We start from the raw sequence: 23,835 nt of genomic DNA on the forward strand, positions 1-23,835 counted from the left end.
GGTACGTAAGGGCATCACAATGCTGAATATCACCGATAAAAAAGTGGAAGAAAAAATCCCCGCATGGCTGCGACTTGGGTTTAGACCGTTTTTCCTGTTTGGCTCTATTTACGCCATCATCGCGATTGCGTTGTGGGTATGGATGTTTCAAACAGGGCAGCCTAGCGCGTTGAGTGTTCCGGCTTTGTGGTGGCATGTACATGAAATGCTGTTTGGTTTCTCTATGGCGATTGTGGTGGGGTTCGTTCTGACTGCGGTACAAAACTGGACGGGGATCAATGGAACGAAGCACTACACTTTGCTAGCCTTGTTTTTGTTATGGCTTGCTCCTCGAGTTCTACTTTGGACGCCTGCACCACTTTGGTTAACCAGCAGTGTTGAAGCGCTGTTTTTACTGTTTGTAGCGTATGAGGTCGGCATACGAGTTTATCGTGCTAAAGGGTGGCGTAACCTATTTTTTGTTCCGTTATTCTTACTTGCAATCTTTGCGAACTTTGCCAGTTATGCCACGGTGAAAGGTATGCCTCCATTTACCTCTTCTGCTGTGTGGCAAGCAATGCTGTGGTGGTTCACTTTACTGCTTTCTGTCATGGGTGGGCGAGTAATCCCTTTCTTTACTGCACGTCGTTTCAACTTTGAAAAAGCTCAACCGCTGATGTGGCTAGATTGGCTCGCCAACCTACCATTGGTCATGTTGTTTGTACTGAGTTTCTTCCCTGTGACGTTTGCTGAACTTGGGAAGCCGCTGATGTTGTTTGCTGGTATCACCCAATTGGTTCGATTCTTACGCTGGAAACCTTGGTTGACTCTGAGCGAGCCACTTGTTTGGTCTTTACATGCGGCTTATTTGTGTCTGCCTTTAAGTCTTATCCTACGTGGCAGCTGGGATAACGCGTTTGCCAACCACAACTTGATTCATTTGTTTGCGATTGGTGCGCTAGGTGGCTTAATCCTAGCAATGATTACTCGTGTCACCATGGGGCACACTGGACGTATGATTTACAAAGGTCCGAACATGAGTATCGCGTTTGCGGCGGTGATTGCTGCGGCGTTAGCGAGAAGCTTAGGTGTGATATTTGCTCCTTCACAGATGTTCTTTTGGATTGATATCAGCGCAGCATTATGGATTCTTGCATTTGGTATGTTTGTGTGGCGTTTTGGTGTGATGTTGATAACTCCGCGTGTGGATGGTCATCCGGGATAATCGAAGAAAAATGAAAGTGAAGAAGGGCTTGGCGAGATGCTAAGCCTTTTTTGTTTGATGTTGCTTCAGCAAATAACCCATTAATAGTAAGGAAATTATTAAGAATGTGAAAAACGTTGAATTCTAATCTGAGTTTTGCTCGTGCCAGAAAAGGCGGAGTTCGATACTCTGTATCTGTTATTGCTCGTATGAATATGAGTGATTAACTAGCCAATTGACGTTTTAGACCCATAGGTGTCTTTCGTGTAATTACATGGCCGCTTAGTTCTATACCTCCGTGGAACTAAGCGGCGTTTTTCGTTTTGTGGCTAGGTAAAATTAGATATTCCCTTGGCTGAAGTCTTTCTGGAAATAAAGAACTTTCTGTAGATAGCGTCTCGCTTCCCCTTTTGGGTGTTGAGTGGTTAATGCATCATAAACTTGAGTTGGGTTGAGGCTGTTAAGTTCATTCATTGCACGCTTACGGTCGCTATCAAACGTCGAAAGCACACCACCAGTGCCGCCGTTGTAGGCGGAAATCATACTAAAGTGCTTCGAGGTTGGATGTTTCACGTCTCGTAGATAGCGGTTTTTCAATATATAGAAATACGCTGCACCAGTATCAATGTTATTGGCAGGATCGAATAAGTATTCTTTGGTCGGAATACCTGGTTTGTTTTTTACTAAATTAAACACATCCGCACCCGCTGTTTTTGGGATCACTTGCATCAAGCCGTAAGCGCCAGCATGAGAAACCGCATAAGGGTTAAAACTACTTTCGGTTTTGATCACGGCAAAAATCAGATCTTCTGATAAACCATATCGTTTTGCAGCGTCACGTATCAAGCCAGCGTACTGGTATTCGCGTTGTTCTAGATGATCTTTCACCATGTTGATTTCGACATAGTAAGCACTGCCGTGTTTGATGGCTTTTTTTTGCAGTTTGTTGTCGAGTAGGTAGTCTGCGTAACGATTGGCGCGCCATTCCCATTCAATCGGTTTTCCATCGTGATCGAGAACTTGCCCCAATAAAAAAGGCTTACCACGTAATACCGCTTCCTTGTCACTAAACAACTCCGCATGTGCTGGATCGGCAGGCATGAGTAGTGTCTGTACAATCGCTTTTTGTAGCTTTTCCGTTGGCTGGTATTGGGAAATTGTCGAAACGTAGATTTTTCCCGCTTCGAAGTCGATATGAGCGCGGGTGTTATAACCATCAAGGTATTTCACGTAGCGGTGTTTTCCCGCTTCGACGAACTCATCTTCACCCCAGCGATCTTTGGCTTTTTGCGCAATGTAAGCCAGTAACTGTTGGATATTCTCTTGGTTAGATGCACTTGGCGGCTTTACATAGGGAGGTACGTAGTCATCACATGCGCAAGGTGGTGTTTCTTCAGGAGCAACAGAGCAACCACTGAGGAGAAGTAAGCTCAGGAATAGCGATTTCTTCATCGGATACCGATTTAATTAGAGGTGAGGGCAATTGCCGACTGAAGAAAATAATAAGTAAGAGTGTTAATTGTCTGAAATTAAAACTTTTTGTGCTTTCGATAGAAGGTGTTGATATTAGAATTTAGCTCCAAAAAAAAGCCTGCGGGGTGCAGGCTTTGTATTAGGAGAGTCCAATTTAACTTACTTGTGAGAGGCTAACGACCTTTTGTTGCAGCTTCTCTTTTAGATATTCTGCCAGTGCGATTTTCTCCTCTTCGTTCATGTATAAGCCAAGTTTTGTACGACGCCATAAGATGTCTTCATCGGTTAGCGCCATTTCGTGATTCATCAAGTAATCAATTTCACGTTGATATACGCCACTTGCTTGCTCTGAGAAGCAGTGACCAAGATCTTCTACGCTGTTAGTGCCTTCCATCAGATCCCAAGTTTGTGTACCAAACTGAGTCACGTAGCGCAGCAACATTGCTTCTGATGCCCACGAGTATTTCGCATGAATCATCTTCGCAAGTTGCTCACGGCTGCAACTGAAGTTACCACCAGGAAGAGTTTGGTTTGCCGTCCAGTCTTTACCCATTTCAGGTAGGTAAGGTGCAAGTTTCTTCATTGCCGCTTCGCCAAGCTTACGGTATGTCGTGAGCTTGCCGCCGAACACTGAAAGTAAAGGTGCGTGGTCGTATTCAGCATCCAACTCTAGTGTGTAGTCACGTGTGATCGCTTGCGGTGAGTCAGACTCATCATCACACAGTGGGCGTACACCACTGTAAGTCCATACCACATCTTCGCGGCTTAGCTGGTGGACAAAGTGTTGGTTAACGATATCGATCAAGTAATCGACTTCATCTTCGGAGATCGCGACTTCACGCGGATCGCCTTTGTATTCCACATCTGTGGTACCAATGATCGAGAACTTATCTAAGTAAGGGATCATAAATACGATGCGGTTATCTTTGTTTTGTAGGATGTAGGCTTGCGGCTCGTTGTGGATACGAGGAACAACGATGTGCGAGCCTTTGATCAAACGAATGTTGCGAGGGGAGGTTTGCTCTAATCCTTCATCAAAGAACTGTTTCACCCATGGACCAGCAGCGTTAACCAGAGCTTTCGCTTTACGTTCGAAACGTTGGTCTGTGGTGACGTCATGAATAGTGACATGCCAAATGCCGCCTTCACGGTGTGCTTTTTCTACGCGGCAGTAGTTGCGAACTTCTGCGTTATTCTCTTTTGCAGCCAGAACGTTAAGTAAGACTAAGCGCGCATCGTCTACCCAACAATCTGAGTATTCGAAACCGGTTTTCATTTCAGGTTTCAAAAGACCTGATTTTGCTAGGTTGACAGTTTTGCTGCCTGGCAGTGTGGTTCGTTTACCCAAGTTATCGTAAAGGAACAAACCACAGCGGATCATCCAAGCTGGGCGTAAAAATGGGCGATGAGGTAAACGGAAGCGCATTGGTAGAGCCACATGTGGTGCTTTACGTAAGATCACTTCACGTTCAGCGAGCGCTTCCGAAACTAAACGAAATTCATAGTGTTCAAGGTAACGTAATCCGCCGTGGATCAGTTTTGAACTTGCAGAAGAGGTTGCCGATGCGAAGTCATTCGCTTCGTACAAACCGACGCTTAAACCACGACCAGCAGCATCTGCAGCAATACCAGCCCCGTTAATGCCGCCACCGATCACGATCAGGTCTAAAGTAGGGGATGCGTTAGTCGTGGAAGCATTTTGTTGGATACTCATAAATTTGACCTCTTGGTGAGCGAACGAGCATTTTAGAACATGAGTTTATCCTAGCTTAGGTTTCGTTTGTGGTCATTATTTATTTTCGTTTATGAGCGTTTTGTGTGATTTGGGCACAAAAAAACCTCTGCCTAATTAAGACAGAGGTCATTTATTCGTATAGAAAGAGAGGTAATTTGCTATTCGTTCTCAGATCTTTCTATTTGTGTATCAACCACTTCAAGGGGAACCGAGGCATCTTTTAGAATCGCAAGAATCTCTTCTGGTGGTTGTTTGTTGGTGAATACCATGTTCAATTGCGCGATATTGCCCAGTTTCACCATAGCATTGCGACCAAATTTCGAATGGTCAACTGCAAGGAACACACTGCGGCTGTTATCAATAATTGCCTGTTTAACGCGAACTTCATGATAATCAAAGTCCAGTAGTGAGCCATCAAAATCGATACCACTGATGCCTAAAATGCCGAAATCGAGGCGGAATTGTTTGACGAAATCGAGCGTCGCTTCACCGACAATACCGCCGTCACGGTTGCGAACTTCACCGCCCGCCAAAATAACTTTGATTTCTGGGTTTGGTAAAAGAATGGTGGCAACATTAATGTTATTGGTCACCACGCGAAGTTGTTTGTGGTTTTTATTGAGCGCTCGAGCGACAGCTTCTGGCGTGGTACCAATATCAATAAACAAGGTTGCGCCATCTGGAATGTGTTTTACTAGTTCTTCCGCAATGACATCTTTTTCATTGAAGTTAAGCGCTTTACGCGTGTTATATGACGTGTTCTCTGAACTGAGAGGAATGGTAGCACCACCGTGGTAGCGTCGAATCTTGTTTTCATCAGCAAGGTCGTTTAAGTCGCGACGGATGGTTTGAGGACTGACATTAAATTTTTCTACCAGCTCATCCGTGCTGACGTAGCCTTGTTTTTTCACCAACTCAACAATCTGTTGGTGTCTTGGTATTTGCTTCACTTAGCACTCCCTTGTGCACTGGTAATCGCCAATGCTTCAAATTCGAATATAGAAACTCGCTCTATTGTGCTCGAATTAGCGCATTGTGAGAAGTCGTGGGAATAGGGAATCCGCGATCGAACGCAAAAAAAGAGCGCCAAGTCGGCGCTCTTTACGATTAATCAGGGGGAAACTAATCGTTTATCAGAAATTAATCGTCTTCGTCGTGAAGCTCAGACCAAGTTTGAGCACACTTGACTGCGCGCTTCCAACCTTTGTAACGACGGTTACGTTTTTCTTCATCATCGTGTGGTTCGAATGTGCGATCGAGCACTGCTTTGTCTTGCAGCTCATCAATGCTATTCCAGAAACCAACCGCTAGACCGGCTAGGTATGCTGCACCCAAAGCGGTCACTTCAGTTACTTGAGGACGGTGAACTTCGGTATTAAGAACATCAGACTGGAACTGCATTAAGAAGTTGTTCGCCACTGCGCCGCCATCTACACGAAGGTTCGCGAGCTTGATGCCCGAGTCTGCTTGCATTGCATCCAGCACATCACGAGTTTGGTAAGCGATACCTTCCAAAGTTGCACGGATAATATGGTTAGAGTTTACACCACGAGTTAGACCGACAATCGTACCGCGAGCGTAAGCATCCCAATATGGTGCGCCCAGACCAGTAAACGCAGGAACCACGTAAACACCATTTGAAGTATCAACTTTGGTCGCAAAGTATTCTGAATCTTCGGCACCAGCCAGAATCTTCATTTCATCACGTAGCCATTGAATTGAAGCGCCACCCATGAATACCGCACCCTCAAGGGCGTAAGCTGGCTCACCCTTTGGACCGCATGCTAGCGTGGTCAACAGACCATTTTTCGATGTTACCTTCTCTTGACCCGTATTCATCAACAAGAAACAACCTGTGCCGTAGGTGTTCTTCGCTTGACCAGCTTCAACACACATCTGACCGTAAAGAGCGGCTTGTTGGTCACCTGCAATGCCTGCAATTGGGATACGAGTACCACCTTTACCACCAATGTTGGTTTGACCGTAGATTTCTGATGAGCGTTTTACTTCAGGCATCATGGATGCAGGGATGCCCATCTCATCCAGCATTTTTTGATCCCAGCATAGGTCATTAATGTTGAACAGCATGGTACGAGAAGCATTGGTGTAGTCGGTTACGTGAACGCGACCTTGTGTCATCTTCCAAACCAACCAGGTATCAACAGTACCGAATAGCAGCTTGCCTGCTTCAGCATCTTCACGTGCGCCTTCAACGTTATCTAGAATCCACTTCACTTTTGTACCCGAGAAGTAAGGGTCTAGAACCAGACCTGTATTGTCGCGAACGTAATCTTCTAGTCCGCGCGCTTTTAATTCTTCACAAATATCGGCAGTGCGGCGGCATTGCCATACGATCGCGTTGTAAACCGGTTTGCCTGTTTCTTTGTTCCATACAATCGTCGTTTCACGTTGGTTGGTAATACCGATACCTGCAAGTTGGTCGCTACGGATGCCGGTTTTCGCAAGTGCTTCAACCAAGGTAGAGCTTTGAGTTGCCCAGATTTCCATTGGGTCATGTTCAACCCAACCAGCCTCTGGATAAATCTGAGTAAATTCTCGCTGAGCGACGCTTACGATATTCGCGTCATGATCCAGAATGACAGCACGAGAGCTTGTCGTGCCTTGGTCTAGGGCAACAATGTATTTTTGCTCAGTCATGGTAAGAATCCTTTTGTTTCGTTATTTATATTTTAGTAAATGTTCGAATTGGTAGGGGTTAAGCTTGCGCTTGTTCTGCTTCTTCTTCGGTTTCGCACTGGTTAGGGATAGTGCAGCCGTGACCTTGCTTTGGCAGATATGCAGCAATCGCTTTCGGGTACAACCAACCACCGAAGCAAGCACCTGCGATAGGAGCAAGAATTGGAACAATAAAGTATGGAATTTCACGCGCGCCAGTCAGGGCATAATCCCAACCTGCGAAGTAGGCAAACAGCTTAGGACCAAAGTCACGTGCAGGGTTCATCGCAAAGCCTGTTAGTGGACCTAGAGAACCGCCGATTACCGCAATTAGGATACCGATCAGTAGAGGGTTCATCGCGCCGCGAGGTGCGCCATTGTTCTCATCACCAAGAGCAAGAATGGCAAACATCAGCACTGCAGTAATCACGAATTCCACAGCAAAAGCGCCAAAGAAAGAGAGAGAAGCATGTGGGTAAGTCGAGAAAATGCCCGCTGTGGCTAATGCGTCTTGGCTGCTACGAACGAAGTTGTGTGCGATTTCGTAATCCGTAAAGAGGTTGCTGTACAAGCTGTAGACCAAAGCAGCAGAGCAAAATGCACCTAGCATTTGCGCAATGATATAAGGCACAACTTTCGCCTTATCAAATCCATGGAACATCGCCAGTGCGATAGTTACGGCAGGGTTGATGTGTGCACCGGATACGCCCGCAGTACAGTAAATAGCGATGGCGACGCCAAAGCCCCATACAATACTGATTTCCCATTGACCAAATTGAGCCCCGGTCAAAACGAGTGCAGCAACACAGCCTACGCCAAAAAAGATAAGTAATCCTGTACCGATAAACTCGGCCAAACATTCTCCGAGCAGTGAGGGGTGTTTGTTCGTTGTCATGTTAAGAGTCCTTTAATATTTATGCTTATCTAGCACGGTTCTATTGTGCATATATAAACGTTTGCGAAAACAAACGAGCGCTAAAAATGAGCGTTTGAGCATAAATTTGTTAATCAAACTCTTCGTTTTTGTTAATTGACGCATCTTTTGCTCAAAAAGGAAACTCGATAAAACGAATTATGGTCTTCAATTTTGCTTTGATGGACTAAAACTACCGATGTGAAAATCAATGCACAAACTGGTAAGAGGAGTTTTGTGAACCTGCTTCGCGAATGGTGGGAAAATACTCAGATTATTGGTCGAAAACTAACCCTAAAGAGCTAGCTAATACTAATGATGATAAGGGATTGCTGATATTCATTCGCTCGTTGCTAAGAGCTACGCCATCTCAAAGAAAGAAGACCGTTTCCCGTAGCACATATGCCATCTTTTGCTTGGAGACGAGCTCTAAATGTACGTTGGAAGCGGTGGGATTATGTTGACCCTAATTGTTAACACGATGACATTGTTGCAACACGCCACAATTGAGGCGTTTGATGGCTTAAATCACGTGCTTCGTCTCTTCAACTTCCATCTTTTATCCATTTTTGTGGTCATTTGAGCACTTGATTCACTTAATATTGTGCTGATTTTGTTCGTTTGCGCACTTCGTGTTCTATGTGGACAGTAACGAAATCTGCAGAAAGTGGAAGCGCAGTCTAATTAAAAGCCTCTAATTTTCTGTATTTACTGAAATTTAATTCTTATGCAACATTTGTCACAGAAATAAAAATCGAATTTCATAAAATGCATTCACTTTCGAACGAAACTCCTTTTTGCTCGTTCGCGATTTTATACTCCCTACCATCGCTCACATTATTAATGAGGTTCCTATGTTTGGAATATTCAAACCTAAGGCGCACATCGATCGTTTATCGTCCGATAAGATCGATGGCACTTATTCCCGCTTACGTTGGCAACTCTTTATCGGCATCTTTGTTGGTTACGCTGGCTACTACCTGGTTCGTAAAAACTTTAGCTTGGCGATGCCTTATCTTATTGAACAAGGTTTTAGTCGTGGTGACTTAGGTGTTGCCTTAGCTGCGGTATCTATTGCTTACGGTTTATCAAAATTCTTAATGGGCAGTGTTTCTGACCGCTCAAACCCTCGTTACTTTTTAAGTGGCGGTCTATTAATGTCAGCGCTTGTGATGTTCTGCTTCGGCTTTATGCCTTGGGCTACTGGCAGCATTACAGCGATGTTTATTCTATTGTTCCTAAACGGTTGGTTCCAAGGTATGGGATGGCCTGCCTGTGGTCGAACCATGGTTCACTGGTGGTCGCGCAAAGAGCGTGGCGAGATAGTGTCGGTTTGGAACGTGGCACATAACGTGGGTGGTGGTTTAATTGGTCCGCTGTTCATCCTTGGTCTTTGGGCATTCAACGACGATTGGCGCACCGCTTTCTATGTACCTGCATTTTTTGCCACGCTCGTAGCTGCCTTTATTTGGTTCACCGTAAGAGATACACCGCAGTCTTGTGGTCTTCCGCCAATTGAAGAGTATAAAGATGATTACCCTGATGATTACGACAAGTCACACGAAAAAGAAATGACGGCGAAGGAAATTTTCTTCAAGTATGTCTTTTCTAATAAGTTGTTGTGGTCAATTGCGATTGCGAACGCGTTTGTTTACCTGATCCGCTACGGTGTGCTGGACTGGGCGCCGGTATACCTTAAAGAAGCGAAAGACTTCTCGGTTGATAAATCTTCTTGGGCTTACTTCCTATACGAGTGGGCTGGTATCCCAGGTACGCTATTGTGTGGTTGGATTTCAGACAAGCTATTTAAAGGTCGTCGTGCTCCTGCCGGTATTCTATTTATGGCGTTAGTAACCGTAGCGGTGTTGGTTTACTGGTTCAACCCAGCAGGTAACCCAGCAGTAGATATGATGGCGCTGGTTGCAATCGGCTTCTTGATTTACGGTCCGGTAATGTTGATTGGTTTGTATGCGCTAGAGCTTGCTCCTAAGAAAGCGGCAGGTACGGCTGCAGGTCTAACTGGCTTATTTGGTTACTTGGGTGGTGCGGTAGCGGCAAACGCGATTCTTGGCTATACAGTAGACCACTTCGGCTGGGATGGCGGCTTTATCATCCTAATCGGTTCATGTATCACCTCTATCGTTTGTCTAACTTACGCATTTCTTGGCGAGCGTGCTCACCATGAACAAAAAGCGCGTGAGAAAGAAGTATTGGCGTCATAAAACATTAAAGGGGCGGTGGAATACTGCCCCTTCAATAAGCTAAGGAAAGAACAATGAAAACAACGTCAGTTTGCATGACGGTTCTCGCTCTGAGCATCTCAGCTGGAGCTATTGCACAACCGCTTGTTATCGCGCACCGTGGCGCATCGGGTTATCTACCAGAACATACTTTAGAAGCAAAAGCGTTGGCGTACGCGATGAAACCAGACTACATCGAACAAGATGTGGTGATGACCAAAGACGATCAACTCGTTGTATTGCATGATCATTACCTCGATCGCGTGACCGATGTAGCTGAGCGATTCCCGGATCGTGCTCGTAAAGATGGTCGTTACTATGCGATTGATTTCACGTTGGCAGAAATCAAATCATTGCGAGTCACTGAAGGCTTTAATATTGATGATAAAGGTAACAAGGTTGCTGGCTATCCAACACGATTCCCAATGTGGAAATCAGACTTCACCGTACCTACTTTTGCTGAAGAGATTGAGCTAATCCAAGGCTTAAACAAAACGCTGGGTTATGACATCGGTATTTACCCGGAAATCAAAGCGCCGTGGTTCCATCGTCATGAAGGCAAAGACATCTCAAAAGCGGTGCTTAACGTTTTAAAGCAGTACGGTTACGATTCGCAAGACGACAAAGTATACCTTCAGTGTTTTGATGCGAATGAACTTCAGCGCATCAACAGTGAGCTCATGCCTGCAATGGATATGGATTTAAAGCTCGTTCAGCTCATGGCTTACACCGACTGGAACGAGACCATGGAGTACAAAGGCGAAAAAGCAACACCATACAGTTATGACTGGATGTTTGAAGCCAATGGTATGAAGAAGGTCGCGGAATACGCGGAAGGGATCGGTCCTTGGAAACCAATGTTGGTGGATGACAGATCAACAAAGGATAACATCATCATCAAACCTTTGATGAAAGCGGCAAAAGATGCGGGTTTGCAAGTGCATCCTTATACTTTCCGCGCGGATCCAGGGCGTATTCCTGCTTACACCGACAGCTTCGATGGCATGATGGACATCTTCTACAATCAGGTGAAAGTGGATGGTTTGTTTACTGACTTCCCTGATAAAGCAGTGAACTTTCTGAACAAGTAAAATTCTAAAAAGCTGAGTATTTGAAGTTCTCAGTATTACGTCACACGCCATGTCGTAACAATGTGCCCTCTCTCAGGCAATAAAAAATCCCCCAACAGTTTCCTGTTGGGGGATTTTTCGTAGGGCTAATTCACTGCAATACCTAAATGACTTCAAGATGCTCAGTTCAGAGTCTGGTCACTGATAAAATGACGAAGTGAAATAGCTCGCTATTTTCAAGTTATTTGACGTGGGAATCGTGATAGTGACACGCTCCCAAAGGGCGAGTTGTCTTGGCTTTCAAGCTTTGTTAACGAGCTTTGATTTAGATTGACTAGATCTTCAACTCGTTGCCGCGCCTGCAAGCCAAGTCAGCCTCGCTGAATCAAGCATCTCGAGGTTATTTGGGTATTCTTATTAGTTGTTTTTATGCAGTTCGCTGTTCAGTTCAACCGCGCTCTTGTTTGCAAGACACTCGATTTGACCTGTTACAGAGTTACGACGGAATAGTAGGTCAGAAACACCAGCAAGATCGCGTGCTTTTACTACTTCTACTTCTTGGCCTGCAGAATCTAGCATGCGCACTTTAGAGCCAGCGGTTACGTATAGACCTGATTCGATAGTACAACGGTCACCCATTGGGAAACCAAGACCTGCGTTTGCGCCTAGTAGAGAGTTTTCACCGATAGAAACTACAACTTTACCGCCGCCAGATAGCGTACCCATGATAGATGCGCCACCGCCGATGTCAGAACCGTTACCAACCACTACGCCAGCAGAGATACGACCTTCAACCATGCTCACGCCAGTTGTACCCGCGTTGAAGTTGATGAAGCCTTCGTGCATTACCGTTGTGCCTTCGCCAACGTGTGCGCCAAGACGTACGCGAGAAGTGTCAGCGATACGAACACCAGTTGGTACCACGTAGTCCACCATTTTAGGGAACTTGTCTACGCAATCTACGCTTAGTGCACGACCCGCTAGGCGAGCTTCGATTTGACGCTCTGCTAGTTCAGGTAGGTCGATTGGACCTTCATTAGTCCATGCGATGTTGTGTAGTAGACCGAAGATACCGTCTAGTACCGTACCGTGTGGTTGAACTAGGCGGTTAGAGATAAGTTGAAGTTTTAGGAAACCTTCAGCAACGCTTTGTGGCTGCTCGTCAGTTGCAAGGATAACCAGTACAAGTGGTTGTGCTGATTCTGCTGCTTTTGCTGCGAAAGAAGCGTTTGCCGCATCGCCGTTTGCTTCAAATGCTGCTGCCAGTTCTGCGCTTTGTGCTGCAGAGATCTCGATAGCTTGGTTGCCTTGCTCGTAACCTGCTACTGCTGCTAGTGCGTTAACAAGCGCTTCGCTTGGGTTAAGAACTGGGTTTGGGAAAAACGCTTCGATGATTTTGCCGTCGCGATTTTTAGTTGCCGTACCAAAGGCTAGAGAGAAGAAAGCCATAGTTGATCTCCATGTGTTGAGTCTTGTGTCTCGTCTGTTCACTGACAAGAAATAATTAAGTTGTCAGTCATCATAAAGAGAGTGTTGGGGAGTTTAAAGAGGGGAAATGGAGAAAGTCTGTAGATGGATACCTTTTGTCTTTTTAGAGATATGTTTGTCTGATGAGAAATGTGTCGCAAAAGCCTTCTCAGACCGATTTGGGGTAAAGACAAAGTGAAGTTGGAAAAGGGGCATAGCAAAAAATAAGGGGAGGACCGAAGTCACTCCCCCTACACTGGGTTTGTTGGATTTAATCGCTTTGGATAGAAAGCGATTAAATCGGCTTAAAGGCTAAGTTCACCGACGGCTACGGCAAGTGCAACAGTTGCACCTACCATTGGATTGTTGCCCATACCGATGAAGCCCATCATCGCTACGTGTGCAGGTACTGAAGAGCTGCCCGCGAATTGTGCATCGGCGTGCATGCGACCCATGGTATCGGTCATACCGTAAGAGGCAGGACCTGCCGCCACGTTATCTGGGTGTAGAGTACGACCAGTACCACCGCCTGATGCCACAGAGAAGTAAGGCATGCCTTCACGGTTACGTTCTGCTTTATAGATGCCTGCTACTGGGTGTTGGAAGCGAGTCGGGTTGGTTGAGTTACCAGTGATGCTCACATCCACTTGCTCTTTATGCATGATAGCCACGCCTTCACGTACATCGTCTGCACCGTAGCAAAGGATCTCACCACGTGGACCTTGGGAGAAACGGCGACGTTCTACTTCCACTAACTCACCAGTTTGGTAGTTGTATTGAGTGCGTACGTAAGTGAAACCATTGATGCGTGAGATTAGGTAAGCGGCGTCTTTACCTAAACCATTCAGGATCACTTTCAACGGATTTTTGCGTGATTTGTTCACGTTTAGTGCGATTTTGATTGCGCCCTCTGCTGCTGCGAATGACTCATGACCGGCAAGGAAAGCGAAACAGCCACTTTCTTCATTCAATAGACGAGCCGCCAATGCACCGTGACCGATACCCACTTGGCGTTGCTCTGCCACGCTGCCGGGTTTAGTGCACGCCTGAAGACCTTCACCGATGATGTTTGCTGCTTCTTCTGCTGTTTTTGCTCCGCGGAAAATCGCCAAAGCGGTGCCCAGTGTGTAGGCATCTGCCGCGCTTTCAAACGCGATAGGTTGAGTGTCCATCACTAGTGCTTTAGGGTCGATACCACGATCCATACAGTATTGGTAAGCCGCTTCCAGAGAAGAAAGTTGCATTTCGTCTAATGTGCGACGTACAGATTCAGTAATTGGAGTGTTCATAATCTCTTTCCTCTTGGTGGCAATTATTGTTGGCGTGGGTTAATAGTCGTTACGGCTTCGTCAAAACGACCGTAAGTGCCCGTTGCTTTTTCTGCTGCTTCTGCTGCAGATACGCCTTCGTTGATGGCTTTCATCATCTTGCCTAGGTTGAGATATTGGTAACCAATCACTTCTTTGTTTTCGTCTAGCGCGAGTTTGGTTACATAGCCTTCAGCTAACTCCATGTAACGCACGCCTTTTGCTTTGGTTGAGTAGCTTGTACCCACTTGGCTGCGTTGAGTTTGACCAAGATCTTCCAGTGCCGCGCCAATTTCCAAGCCGCCTTCAGAGAAAGCAGATTGAGTACGACCGTAAACAAATTGAAGGAAGATTTCGCGCATCGCGACGTTGATAGCATCACACACTAAGTCAGTGTTGAGTGCTTCAAGAATGGTTTTACCGGTTAGGATTTCTGCGGCCATCGCTGCAGATTGAGTCATGCCTGAACAGCCGATCGTTTCGATCAAAGCTTCTTCGATGATGCCGTTTTTGACGTTAAGGGTCAGTTTTGCTGCACCTTGTTGAGGAGCACAAGCACCAACGCCGTGGCTAAGACCGGAAATCGCGATAACGTCTTTTGGATTGATCATTGCGCCTTCAACAGGGATCGGTGCAGAAGCATGAAGATCGCCGCGTTGAATCGGGCACATTGATTGGATTTCGTGTGAGTATTGCATAATGTTTTCCCAGTGTACGATATCCAGCATATTGGTCAGACTCAACGGCGTTGACTGCTCTTATTCGCTCCATCAAATAGAAAAACTATGTTCAGGAGGCTTACGCGTTTGTCGCCTTGTTGAGTTAACAACTATTTGGGATATCTTTTTAATTTTTGAGAAAACAGGAGCGGGGTTGGAGAAGAGTTGAATTGCTCACTACAGAACTCTTACTTTCACAATATAGGTGAAAGCATTTCCAACAGGGCTGACCTGTTCTCGTTTCTGTAGGAGTCATTAGCTTTAAAAGCGGTTTGAATCTTTCGATTCCGGTGGCACCCCATCACCGTGCCCATTTAGATTAGATCTAAGTCACACTAATCTGCAACATGAAATTTAGAGCAATTTGGGATATTAAATCGGTTCTTTATATTCTCAGAGATATATGGCGACAAACGGAAGGCATAAAAAACGCCGCATGGTGCGACGTTTTTTAAAACAAATGAGAGGCTTACGCAGCGTCTTCTTGTTCGCTATCTTCTTCAACAGCTTCAAGCTTCTTTGCTTTTTTTGGCGCAGGCTTACGTTTTGCACCCAAAGCGTAAAGTACTTCTTCTTTGTTTTGCGCAAGGAACATTGCAAGATCTTCTTGCTTACCTTCGTCTTCTAGAAGTTCACTTTTACCTAGCAGTGAGAATAACTCGTCCGCCATATCCAGCATTTTGTCGTATGCGTCAGCTTCCGCTTTAGAGGTAAAAGTCATTTTCTCTTCTCCATTGCGTTCTACCACGTACTTGACGATTACAGCCATGGTTGGTCCTCTAACTTGATGAATTTATACTGGCTTTTTATACAGTTTTTGACCAATTAAGTCTAGCGACAAGCCTCAGAATGAGAGCCGGGTACAACTAACTGACCAGCATTTGAGCTATCTACCTTGGATTCTCTACCTTGAACTATCCACCTCGAACTAGTCATCTTTAAGGTGCGGGTTCTCTGGGCGTTCCCAATTTTGGCAAAATTCAATAAACGTGCGCAGAAGTGGGTTTTGATACTTCTCTTTGTGGATCAAAAGCCAGAAACGGCGCTTCATATCCAAAGGCATGTTGAGCATCTTCACTCGACCATCGCGAATTGCAGGTTCTGCGGATAAGCGCGACAAACAACCTAAACCAAGCCCAGCAGATACCGAATTGATCAGCGCTTCAGTGGTGTTGAGCTGAAAAGCCTCATGCCAATGCTCTAAACGCGGAGCGATAACGCGCATAAAAAACTCTCGAGAACCAGAACCAGCTTCACGCAGAATCCACTCGGTGTCTTCGAGTTCATTTAGGCTGATAGGTCCTTCGTCATAGTTAGGGTAATCAGGTGGACAAATCACACACATTTCATCTTCGCTGAATTGCGTTGATTCTAGCTCTGGGTGTATGGTCTTGCCCTCAATGAGCGCGATGTCGAGTTCGTAAGCGATCAACATGTCACAAATCTGGGCAGAGTTGGAGATGAACAAACTCTGTGATTGGTGATTCGTTTCATCACGAAAATCACTTAACAGGTAAGGCGCAACTTGGTTGCCGATGGTGTCACTGGCACCGATGCGAAGCAGCCCTGATAAGGTTTGGTCGCCATCGAACACACTCTCAATATCCCGAGCTCGGTTGAGGAGTTCATCCGCGAGGGGCAAAAGTTTTTGTCCTTCTTGGTTGAGAATTAAGCGGTTGTTCACCCGGTCAAATAGGTGATGTCCGATTTGTTTCTCTAACTCAGACAATGCCATACTTACCGCTGCTTTCGAAAGAAACAGGCTTTCTGAAGCCGCTGTCAGCGTTTTGTGCTGAGTGATCGTAGTAAAAACTTTCAGTTGTTTAAGAGAGATATGACTAGGCATGATATTCCGTTAAGTAAATCTGAACGTTAGTTTTAAATAATTAGATATATTGGAACGAAGTGCAAGAGTAATATACACCCCATAGAAAGTTAGCCTAGATTTTGAGGTCGTAATGATTCAAAGAACAAAAGCAAAAGTAATGGGAGCACCAACCCCAATGGCGGGTCTGGCTCTTGGTATTGCGAGCTTGGGTTGGAGTTGGGAAAACTTCGCCGAATTACATGGCTATGGACAGTGGATTAGCGCAGGTATTGCAAGTGTATTGCTAGCAATCTTGGCGGTTAAATTTCTTTTTCACAATCACTTGTTAAGACAAGATCTTGCGCACCCTGTGGTGGGTAGTGTCGTTCCAACTTTCGCAATGGGAACCATGGTGGTTTCAAACTCACTAGGGCATTTCTTCTCTGTTGCAGGTGACGTGCTTTGGTTAGTGGCGGTAGCTTTACATATCGTGTTCCTTGTGAGCTTTTTGTACCACCGCGCGAAAGACTTCGAACTACACCACATGGTGCCAAGCTGGTTCGTACCGCCTGTGGGTATTATCGTTGCAGACGTGTCTTTCTCTGGTAACCCAGTGCTTGCACCAATTGCACATGGTGCATTGATCTTCGGTATGGTGGCTTACGCTGTGATGCTGCCAATGATGATCTACCGTTTCATGTTCACTCATGAAATTCCAGATGCAGCAAAACCAACAATGGCAATCATGGCGGCACCAGCAAGCCTATCGTTGGCCGGTTACCTAACTGTAACAGCGACGCCTTCACCAGTGATTATTGCTCTATTGTTTGGTATCGCGGTATTGATGACAGCCATCATCTACTTAGCTTTCTTTAAACTGCTAAGACTGCCATTTAGCCCTGGCTATGCAGCGTTTACCTTCCCAATGGTGATTGGTGCGACAGCTCTGTTCAAAACAGCAAATTGGATGGAAGCAAATGGTCTAGCAGCGCACTATGTACAACAAGTTCGTGGTCTAGCAGGCATCGAATTAATTGTGGCAACGATTGTGGTGACTTACGTAGGTTTGCAATACATCAATAACTTGCTCATTCAACCACGCTTGATGACCACACATCACGCATAAAGCTGAAGTTTTACTCGTAAAGCAAAGTCTTTTGGTCTCTCTCGCCAAGAGGCTTTTTTTATATTGGTAGACTAGGTTATACGTCGACGAATAGATTCTATGTTGACGAGTAGATAAAAAAGCCACCCGAATAGGGTGGCAGGAAAGTTCGACACAATACTAATTCATCAAACTAGGGACTGGTTATCCCTTGTTGTAAAAGCGCGACATTTCATCCAACGATTGTTGGATGGCGTTCACTGGTACTTGGTGTTCGTTATCAACTTTCAATTGGTTATTGAGTTGCTGAGAGTGCCCACCAGGGTTTACCACTAACATAGTTTCTTTACCTACCAGCGCATAGTTGTAATAGCTTCCAGCGATGAACCAATCTCGCGGAACGCAATTGTCAAACAAGTCTCGTCCTACACTGTAAGATTGGGTTTCCCCTTTAACGTCGAATAGCTCGTTCATTAGGGTTGGCACGATATCAAAGTGCGTTGTGCGGTAATTAATTTGTTCCGGCTGATGATCTGGCAGATAAACGTACAGCGGCACGTGTACTTGAGTATCACTGTAGTTACCCGTATGACCCCAGTAGTTCATTTTATGATCGTTAAATTCCTCCCCATGATCGGAGGTAATCACGATAATAGTGTTCTCCAGATCAACGTTTTTCAGAACTTTTTCGATCAAACTATCAATGAAATATAACGAGTTCTTATAGCGGTTGTGGTAAAGCGAGGCGTCAAAATCGTTATCGAGCAGAATATGATCGACGCGCTCCCAGTAAGGTTTGAATTTGGCAAATTCAGGTTCTGGGAAACTGGTGCCGTGGGCAGAGTCATAAAACAAGAAGCTAAAGTATGGTTTGTCGCTATCCTGCTTTTGAAACTGAATAAACTCATCGGTGATCTGTTGATCTCGTTCGATTTGTGTTTCGCCAGTCTGCTTTAACGTAAGATCTTTCACCTTCTTAAAGACAGTGCGAGACAAAGGTGGGCTGGTTAATGGTGCGGAGCCAAAAATGCCCATTCGATAGCCTTGGTTTTGCAATGTATCCATGAATACAGGCGATTTCTGACTCGCATAAAAGCTGTTCCAATACGTTGCTGGTAAGCTGTAGAACAGGCTGAAAATGCCCGCTTGAGTAGAGTTGCCACCGCTCATGTGTTGAGAGAAGTTGACCGTTTTTTCGGTGAACTTGCTGACATTTGGCATGATGTCAGGTGTTGCATCGCTGTAGCGCCACGCATCAACCAGTATGAAAAGGACATTAGGTTGTTTATCTTTACGTTCGACTTTAATAGGCGCCAATGGGTAATTGAGTGAACTGCTTTCAATATTCTTGAGTTCTACTCGGTTTTGAGATGCGATGCTTTGGTCAACTAAACCGTGACGGTAGATAAATTGGCGTGCAGTGAGTGGATAATACAGTGGCCAGTTATTTGAAAATTGGCTGACTTCATCATCGTAGAGCGCATTTTTATAAGCGTGGATCATCTGGCTACTTAGCAGCAAAGCAAACCAAATGCTGAGCAGGATAAACTTCCCCCGGCTCTGAACAAGTTTGTGACTAAGCCAAACGGTACATGCGAGACCAATGATAAGCAGTGCAATGTCGCTAACAAAGATCAGCCAGCTCATCCAAGAGATTTCAAATACGTCACGACCGCCTTCAAAGAACATGCGGATCAGTAGACCATTGATGTGCAGTTTGTATTGCTGGAAAACGAGGATATCGACTTTCAGCATGATCAAGATTGCGATTGCAATGGCGATCACAACGACTTTGAACATGCGTGTCGGCAAAAAGGACAGCAATAAACAACCTAACATCATTGGCATAGCAATCAATCCCAGCCAGCCTAGTTGTGTCGCGACTAAGTAGTACTTTTGCAGAAATGTGAGCGGTTCTGCTTGGCTATTTGACAGCAAAAATGGGTAACAAGCGATCGACAGATAAAGAGCAAAGCAAGCAAAAAAAGCCATCAGCCAAGCACTATTAGAAGAAAGTTTGCGTAACATACTTTGATATTCCAGTATTTCTCGCCCATTTAATTGAACTTAGAGTGGATATCCACCGAAGAGAGGTGCAATTTCGCCTCCAATTGTTGGTTTCAAACCAATATTCAATATGATGGGTATTGTTATAAAAATTTGTGATGATTATAAAACAGTGTTTTTTATCATGAAATACTTGTGACTGATGTCACGCTTTGTATTTGCGTGTAAGACGTTGCTTACAAATGTCAGTTGTTGGTTATTTGAGCACAGTTTGAGTGTTCTCTAACCTTTTGTTATTTAAGCTATCGAGATCGCTCTAGGAATAAATGCGGCTGTGCTAAGCTTGCTAGCAGTTTCCAATGGCATTCGGTGCACTTACTTTGTTTACTGTCTATCACTCCAATCAGGTCGATGTTCTCAAATCACTTCTTGTTGAACTGATTCGCATCAACCCATTAGAAAACCCATTCGAAAAAGAGCAAATTCTGGTGCAGAGCCCGGGTATGTCTCAGTGGTTAAAAATGGAATTGGCGAAAGAGTTTGGTGTTGCGGCAAACCTAGAGTTTCCGCTGCCAGCGACCTTTATCTGGGAAATGTTTACCCAAGTATTGGCTGATGTGCCAAAGCGCAGTGCCTTCAACAAAGAAGCCATGACGTGGAAGCTGATGCACTTGCTTCCGGGTTTGTTGAACGAAGCGTCATTCGAACCTTTGGCACGTTATCTTCAAGACGACAGTGACAACTCCAAGCTGTATCAATTGGCAGAGAAAATTGCCGATATTTTCGATGGTTATTTGGTGTATCGCCCAGAATGGATTGCAAGCTGGGAAGCAGGACAAACGGTACCTGAACTTGAAGACGAACACCCATGGCAGCCGATTTTGTGGCAGGCATTGTACGACCACACGGTTACCCTTGGGCAATCGCCTTATCATCGCGCCAATTTGTACGAACACTTCATTGATACGCTCGAAAACTTCAACGGCAATTTTGATCATCTGCCGAAGCGTCTGTTTGTGTTTGGTATCTCTTCACTGCCACCACGTTACATGGATGCGCTAAAAGCCATTGGTGAACATATTGATGTCCATCTGATGTTTACTAACCCCTGTCGTTATTACTGGGGTGAAGTACGCGACCGTAAATTCCTAGCTCGCTTAGCAGCAAAACATCGTCAGCACGTGGTGTGGCAAGAAGGCCATTCTGAAGTGCAAGGTGAGACTGAGCAGTTAAAAGGTTCACTAGAAGAAAACGTGGTGGATGAGCTGCATACCGATGTGGTGGGTAACAGTTTGTTGGCTTCGATGGGCAAACTTGGGCGCGATAATATGTATCTGTTGTCGCAGCTTGAATCCCATGAGATAGAAGCTTTTGTTGATGTTGAGCGCGACAGTCTGCTCCATCAACTTCAAGCCGACATTCTTAATTTAGAAGAGCACCAAGACGACGAGCAAATCGACAGCAGTCAGCACAAACAAGTGGTGAGTTTAGGTGATAAATCTCTGAGCTTGCACTCTTGCCACAGCCCAATGCGAGAAGTGGAAGTGCTACATGACCAGCTTCTGGCGATGTTCGATGCCGATCCGACACTGAAACCGCGCGATATTATTGTCATGGTGGCAGACATCAATGCCTACAGCCCTGCGATTCAGGCGGTATTCGGCAATGCGCCGGGTGAACGATTCATTCCTTACTCGATTTCAGACCGAACGGCCGATCAAGAAAGCCCAATTTTGGCGGCTTTCATGCTACTTGTTAATTTGCCGAATACACGTTGCTTGGCTTCTGAATTACTTGAGTTGTTAGAAACGCCGGCGATTTTGAAGCGATTCGACTTAAGCGAAGATGATTTCCTTCAAGCCAAACAATGGGTAGAAGAATCCGGCATTCGCTGGGGGCTAGATAGCCATACCGGCAGCGAATTTGAACTGCCAGAAACACGCCAAAACACATGGCAATTTGGTATCCAGCGTATGTTATTAGGTTACGCGATGCCAGAGTCTGCTGGTTTGTTTGAAGCGCAAGAGGGTAGCCTCTCGCCATACAATGAAGTGCAAGGTATGGGCGCAGAACTGGCCGGTAAGTTAGCTCACTTTATTCAACAAGTTAGCCAATATCGCCGCAAACTTTCCCATGTTCAGTCGATTGATGCATGGCGTGAAACCTTGGTGGCAATGTTGGATGACTTCTTCTCTGTTGAGTTAGAAGGGGAAATGGCGCTTAAGTCGATTCGAGATACCCTGAGCCAACTGAAAGAACAGCTAGCTGATGCGGCATTTGATGATGCCTTGTCGCCTTCCATTGTTAGCCAGTATCTACAAAACAAGCTGTCAGGGACGCGGGTCAGCCAGCGCTTCCTTGCTGGACAAGTGAACTTCTGTACGCTGATGCCGATGCGCTCGATCCCATTTAGAACCGTATGTTTACTCGGTATGAACGATGGTGTGTACCCGCGCTCAATGCCACCAGAAGGTTTTGACCTAATGACAGGGCGTACTAAACCGGGCGACCGTTCACGTCGAGACGATGACCGTTACCTATTCTTAGAAGCCGTGCTGTCTGCACAGCAAAGTTTGTACATCAGTTATGTTGGACGTTCTATCCAAGACAACACTGAGCGCGTGCCGTCTGTGCTGGTGTCGGAGTTGATGGAATATTGCCACCAGAACTACTGCTTAGATGGCGATCAAGACCAGCCTGTTGATGACTCCGGAGATAAACTACTCAACGAGTTAGTGAACGTACATGCCATGGTACCATTCAGCCCAAGCGCATTCCAAGGTTCTCATTCAAGCTATGCCAAAGAGTGGATTCCAGCTGCGTTGACCCAAAGCAATCAATCGCAAGGTCATGCGCGTGGCGAGTTTAACCGCGCATTGGATGATTACTTACTTGGCGCAACCTTCCCAATCGAATTGGACTTGGTGGAATTACAACGCTTCTGGCGTTTGCCTGTACAGTATTTCTTTAACCGTCGTTTGAAAGTGATGTTCGAGCCGCCGTTACCTGTGATGGAAGACGATGAGCCGTTTGTTTTAGGTGGCTTAGAAAGCTATCAGATGCGCGATGAGTTATTAGAAACCTTGCTCGAAACCGCCATTACTCAACCGTCCGCAAAAGCAGACGTACTCAAGCACTTCATGAGTGAGCAACGCGCGCAAGGCAAATTACCGGTTGGGGCATTTGGTGATATCGAGTTTGAAACCAACCGCGTGCAAGCGGAAGAGCTGGTGGATAAGTTGGCGTTTTTATCCGGCGCACCGCAAGACGATTTAGAAATCGACCTTACCTTCGATGTGCTTGGTGAAGGAAAAAACATCCGTCTAACCGGTTGGCTAACTCAGTGTTATCAGTCTGGGTTGATTCGCTACCGAAGCGGTAAAATTCGTGCGCAGGATTATCTTGCTGCATGGATTGATCATCTTGCTATGTCTGCCTCTGGTCAGGCTAGAAAGACCCACGTTATCGGTTATGACCGCAAGGAAGGCGCGGTGCATTTAGTTTACCCTGCAATGGCAGACGCTGAGCAAGCGAAACAATTTCTTGCTGAATTAGTACGTCTGTTTTTTGAAGGCATGACTAAGCCATTGCCATATTTCCCGAAAACAGCACTGGCGTGTGTCGAGGCGGGCTTTAGTCGTGGCCACTGGGCTGATGACGAAGAGAAATCGCTGAAGAAAATGGCGGACGCATTCAATGATGGGTACATGAGCCCAGGCGAAGGAAACAATGCGTATATTTCGCGTATTTGGTCTGCTTGGAATGATGAGCTTGCAGCAGAAGTTCGCACACTGACTGCATTGGTTCTTCAAGGCGCAAGATTGGCAGCACAAGATGCTGATGATGAAAAGTAAGTTGGAATGATTAAGGATGAAAAGGAGTAGGGTGGCCGCCAGAAAATCATTATTTTTTGTAGGGCGTTCGCTGTACGGCCACAAGGTCAGAGGGACCATGATTCGTTTGAGTGTAGCCGCCTGAATGGCTTGGCTTATCTCGTGAGGCGCATACTAACGGTACTCCGTAATGATAACCGTGAGTGAGATCCCACAAAGGTTTAAATATTCCAACCTATTAGACTCATTAATAAAATTTTTAACGATAGATCACATTATAGGGTTTGTTGATCTTTAGAT

The 23,835-nt window shown here is 45.6% G+C and carries 16 protein-coding genes and 1 riboswitch; of the genes, 5 read left to right on the forward strand and 11 right to left on the reverse strand.

Going from position 1 to position 23,835, the window contains the following annotated elements; all coding sequences use genetic code 11:
• Positions 1-19 precede the first annotated feature (19 nt).
• Positions 20-1,204 carry an NnrS family protein gene (locus tag OH463_RS13890; RefSeq protein ID WP_114320528.1) on the forward strand — a complete coding sequence of 395 codons (1,185 nt, stop codon included), beginning with the start codon at positions 20-22 and terminating at the stop codon, positions 1,202-1,204.
• Positions 1,205-1,522: 318 nt separating this feature from the next.
• Here OH463_RS13890 and mltC read toward each other — a convergent pair whose 3' ends face one another.
• From mltC to OH463_RS13915, 5 genes are all read right to left on the reverse strand, one after another.
• Positions 1,523-2,635, reverse strand: coding sequence for a membrane-bound lytic murein transglycosylase MltC (gene mltC / locus OH463_RS13895; protein WP_017189193.1), 1,113 nt, complete (start codon positions 2,633-2,635; stop codon positions 1,523-1,525).
• A 175-nt stretch (positions 2,636-2,810) separates the two neighbouring features.
• Positions 2,811-4,370, reverse strand: a complete 1,560-nt coding sequence (gene glpD / locus OH463_RS13900) for a glycerol-3-phosphate dehydrogenase (protein WP_005450890.1) — start codon at positions 4,368-4,370, stop codon at positions 2,811-2,813.
• A gap of 179 nt (positions 4,371-4,549) precedes the next feature.
• Positions 4,550-5,341: a DeoR/GlpR family transcriptional regulator gene (locus tag OH463_RS13905; RefSeq protein WP_005450892.1), complete on the reverse strand. Its 792-nt coding sequence runs from the start codon at positions 5,339-5,341 to the stop codon at positions 4,550-4,552.
• 190 nt (positions 5,342-5,531) lie between these two features.
• Positions 5,532-7,049, reverse strand: a complete 1,518-nt coding sequence (gene glpK / locus OH463_RS13910) for a glycerol kinase GlpK (RefSeq protein WP_005450894.1) — start codon at positions 7,047-7,049, stop codon at positions 5,532-5,534.
• 58 nt (positions 7,050-7,107) lie between these two features.
• On the reverse strand, positions 7,108-7,962 hold the full coding sequence (locus OH463_RS13915) for an MIP/aquaporin family protein (RefSeq protein WP_005450895.1): 855 nt from the start codon (positions 7,960-7,962) through the stop codon (positions 7,108-7,110).
• A gap of 872 nt (positions 7,963-8,834) precedes the next feature.
• On the opposite strand from OH463_RS13915, the gene glpT reads away from it, so the two are divergent.
• Both glpT and glpQ read left to right on the forward strand, forming a co-directional pair.
• Positions 8,835-10,202 (forward strand): glycerol-3-phosphate transporter, encoded by a 1,368-nt coding sequence (gene glpT / locus OH463_RS13920; protein WP_009698679.1) that lies wholly within the window; start codon positions 8,835-8,837, stop codon positions 10,200-10,202.
• A 53-nt stretch (positions 10,203-10,255) separates the two neighbouring features.
• Positions 10,256-11,311: a glycerophosphodiester phosphodiesterase gene (glpQ, locus tag OH463_RS13925; protein WP_009698678.1), complete on the forward strand. Its 1,056-nt coding sequence runs from the start codon at positions 10,256-10,258 to the stop codon at positions 11,309-11,311.
• Positions 11,312-11,707: 396 nt separating this feature from the next.
• On the opposite strand, the gene dapD is transcribed toward glpQ, so the two are convergent.
• From dapD to OH463_RS13950, 5 genes are all read right to left on the reverse strand, one after another.
• On the reverse strand, positions 11,708-12,739 hold the full coding sequence (gene dapD, locus OH463_RS13930; RefSeq protein ID WP_005391708.1) for a 2,3,4,5-tetrahydropyridine-2,6-dicarboxylate N-succinyltransferase: 1,032 nt from the start codon (positions 12,737-12,739) through the stop codon (positions 11,708-11,710).
• A gap of 323 nt (positions 12,740-13,062) precedes the next feature.
• Positions 13,063-14,046 (reverse strand): GGGtGRT protein, encoded by a 984-nt coding sequence (locus OH463_RS13935; protein WP_005450901.1) that lies wholly within the window; start codon positions 14,044-14,046, stop codon positions 13,063-13,065.
• A 23-nt stretch (positions 14,047-14,069) separates the two neighbouring features.
• A complete protein-coding gene (locus tag OH463_RS13940; RefSeq protein ID WP_005450903.1) occupies positions 14,070-14,762 on the reverse strand; it encodes an iron-sulfur cluster assembly scaffold protein in 693 nt (230 codons plus the stop codon).
• A 260-nt stretch (positions 14,763-15,022) separates the two neighbouring features.
• Positions 15,023-15,098, reverse strand: a riboswitch (Fluoride riboswitch).
• Between the two features lie 154 nt (positions 15,099-15,252).
• On the reverse strand, positions 15,253-15,552 hold the full coding sequence (locus OH463_RS13945) for a YebG family protein (RefSeq protein WP_005380208.1): 300 nt from the start codon (positions 15,550-15,552) through the stop codon (positions 15,253-15,255).
• A 159-nt stretch (positions 15,553-15,711) separates the two neighbouring features.
• Complete coding sequence (locus OH463_RS13950; protein WP_005450906.1) at positions 15,712-16,629, reverse strand: LysR substrate-binding domain-containing protein; 918 nt, start codon at positions 16,627-16,629, stop codon at positions 15,712-15,714.
• Between the two features lie 112 nt (positions 16,630-16,741).
• On the opposite strand from OH463_RS13950, the gene OH463_RS13955 reads away from it, so the two are divergent.
• Positions 16,742-17,716 carry a TDT family transporter gene (locus tag OH463_RS13955; RefSeq protein WP_005450908.1) on the forward strand — a complete coding sequence of 325 codons (975 nt, stop codon included), beginning with the start codon at positions 16,742-16,744 and terminating at the stop codon, positions 17,714-17,716.
• Positions 17,717-17,899: 183 nt separating this feature from the next.
• Here the strand turns inward: OH463_RS13955 and OH463_RS13960 are convergent, their stop codons facing one another.
• Complete coding sequence (locus OH463_RS13960) at positions 17,900-19,723, reverse strand: DUF3413 domain-containing protein (protein ID WP_239923256.1); 1,824 nt, start codon at positions 19,721-19,723, stop codon at positions 17,900-17,902.
• Positions 19,724-20,082: 359 nt separating this feature from the next.
• Here OH463_RS13960 and recC point away from each other — a divergent pair, with 359 nt between their 5' ends.
• Entirely contained in the window at positions 20,083-23,556 is a 3,474-nt protein-coding gene (gene recC, locus OH463_RS13965) for an exodeoxyribonuclease V subunit gamma (RefSeq protein ID WP_269991519.1), read from the forward strand.
• Positions 23,557-23,835: the final 279 nt, after the last annotated feature.

The sequence above is a fragment of the Vibrio sp. NFR genome (assembly GCF_027587095.1).
Lineage (GTDB): Bacteria > Pseudomonadota > Gammaproteobacteria > Enterobacterales > Vibrionaceae > Vibrio > Vibrio harveyi.

Bases quoted from the DNA above. Each gene is read 5' to 3' on its own strand.
- OH463_RS13890 (WP_114320528.1), top strand. From the start codon at position 20: ATGCTGAATATCACCGATAAAAAAGTGGAAGAAAAAATCCCCGCATGG.
- mltC (WP_017189193.1), bottom strand. From the start codon at position 2,635: ATGAAGAAATCGCTATTCCTGAGCTTACTTCTCCTCAGTGGTTGCTCT.
- glpD (WP_005450890.1), bottom strand. From the start codon at position 4,370: ATGAGTATCCAACAAAATGCTTCCACGACTAACGCATCCCCTACTTTA.
- glpK (WP_005450894.1), bottom strand. From the start codon at position 7,049: ATGACTGAGCAAAAATACATTGTTGCCCTAGACCAAGGCACGACAAGC.
- OH463_RS13915 (WP_005450895.1), bottom strand. From the start codon at position 7,962: ATGACAACGAACAAACACCCCTCACTGCTCGGAGAATGTTTGGCCGAG.
- glpT (WP_009698679.1), top strand. From the start codon at position 8,835: ATGTTTGGAATATTCAAACCTAAGGCGCACATCGATCGTTTATCGTCC.
- glpQ (WP_009698678.1), top strand. From the start codon at position 10,256: ATGAAAACAACGTCAGTTTGCATGACGGTTCTCGCTCTGAGCATCTCA.
- dapD (WP_005391708.1), bottom strand. From the start codon at position 12,739: ATGGCTTTCTTCTCTCTAGCCTTTGGTACGGCAACTAAAAATCGCGAC.
- OH463_RS13935 (WP_005450901.1), bottom strand. From the start codon at position 14,046: ATGAACACTCCAATTACTGAATCTGTACGTCGCACATTAGACGAAATG.
- OH463_RS13940 (WP_005450903.1), bottom strand. From the start codon at position 14,762: ATGCAATACTCACACGAAATCCAATCAATGTGCCCGATTCAACGCGGC.
- OH463_RS13945 (WP_005380208.1), bottom strand. From the start codon at position 15,552: ATGGCTGTAATCGTCAAGTACGTGGTAGAACGCAATGGAGAAGAGAAA.
- OH463_RS13950 (WP_005450906.1), bottom strand. From the start codon at position 16,629: ATGCCTAGTCATATCTCTCTTAAACAACTGAAAGTTTTTACTACGATC.
- OH463_RS13955 (WP_005450908.1), top strand. From the start codon at position 16,742: ATGATTCAAAGAACAAAAGCAAAAGTAATGGGAGCACCAACCCCAATG.
- OH463_RS13960 (WP_239923256.1), bottom strand. From the start codon at position 19,723: ATGTTACGCAAACTTTCTTCTAATAGTGCTTGGCTGATGGCTTTTTTT.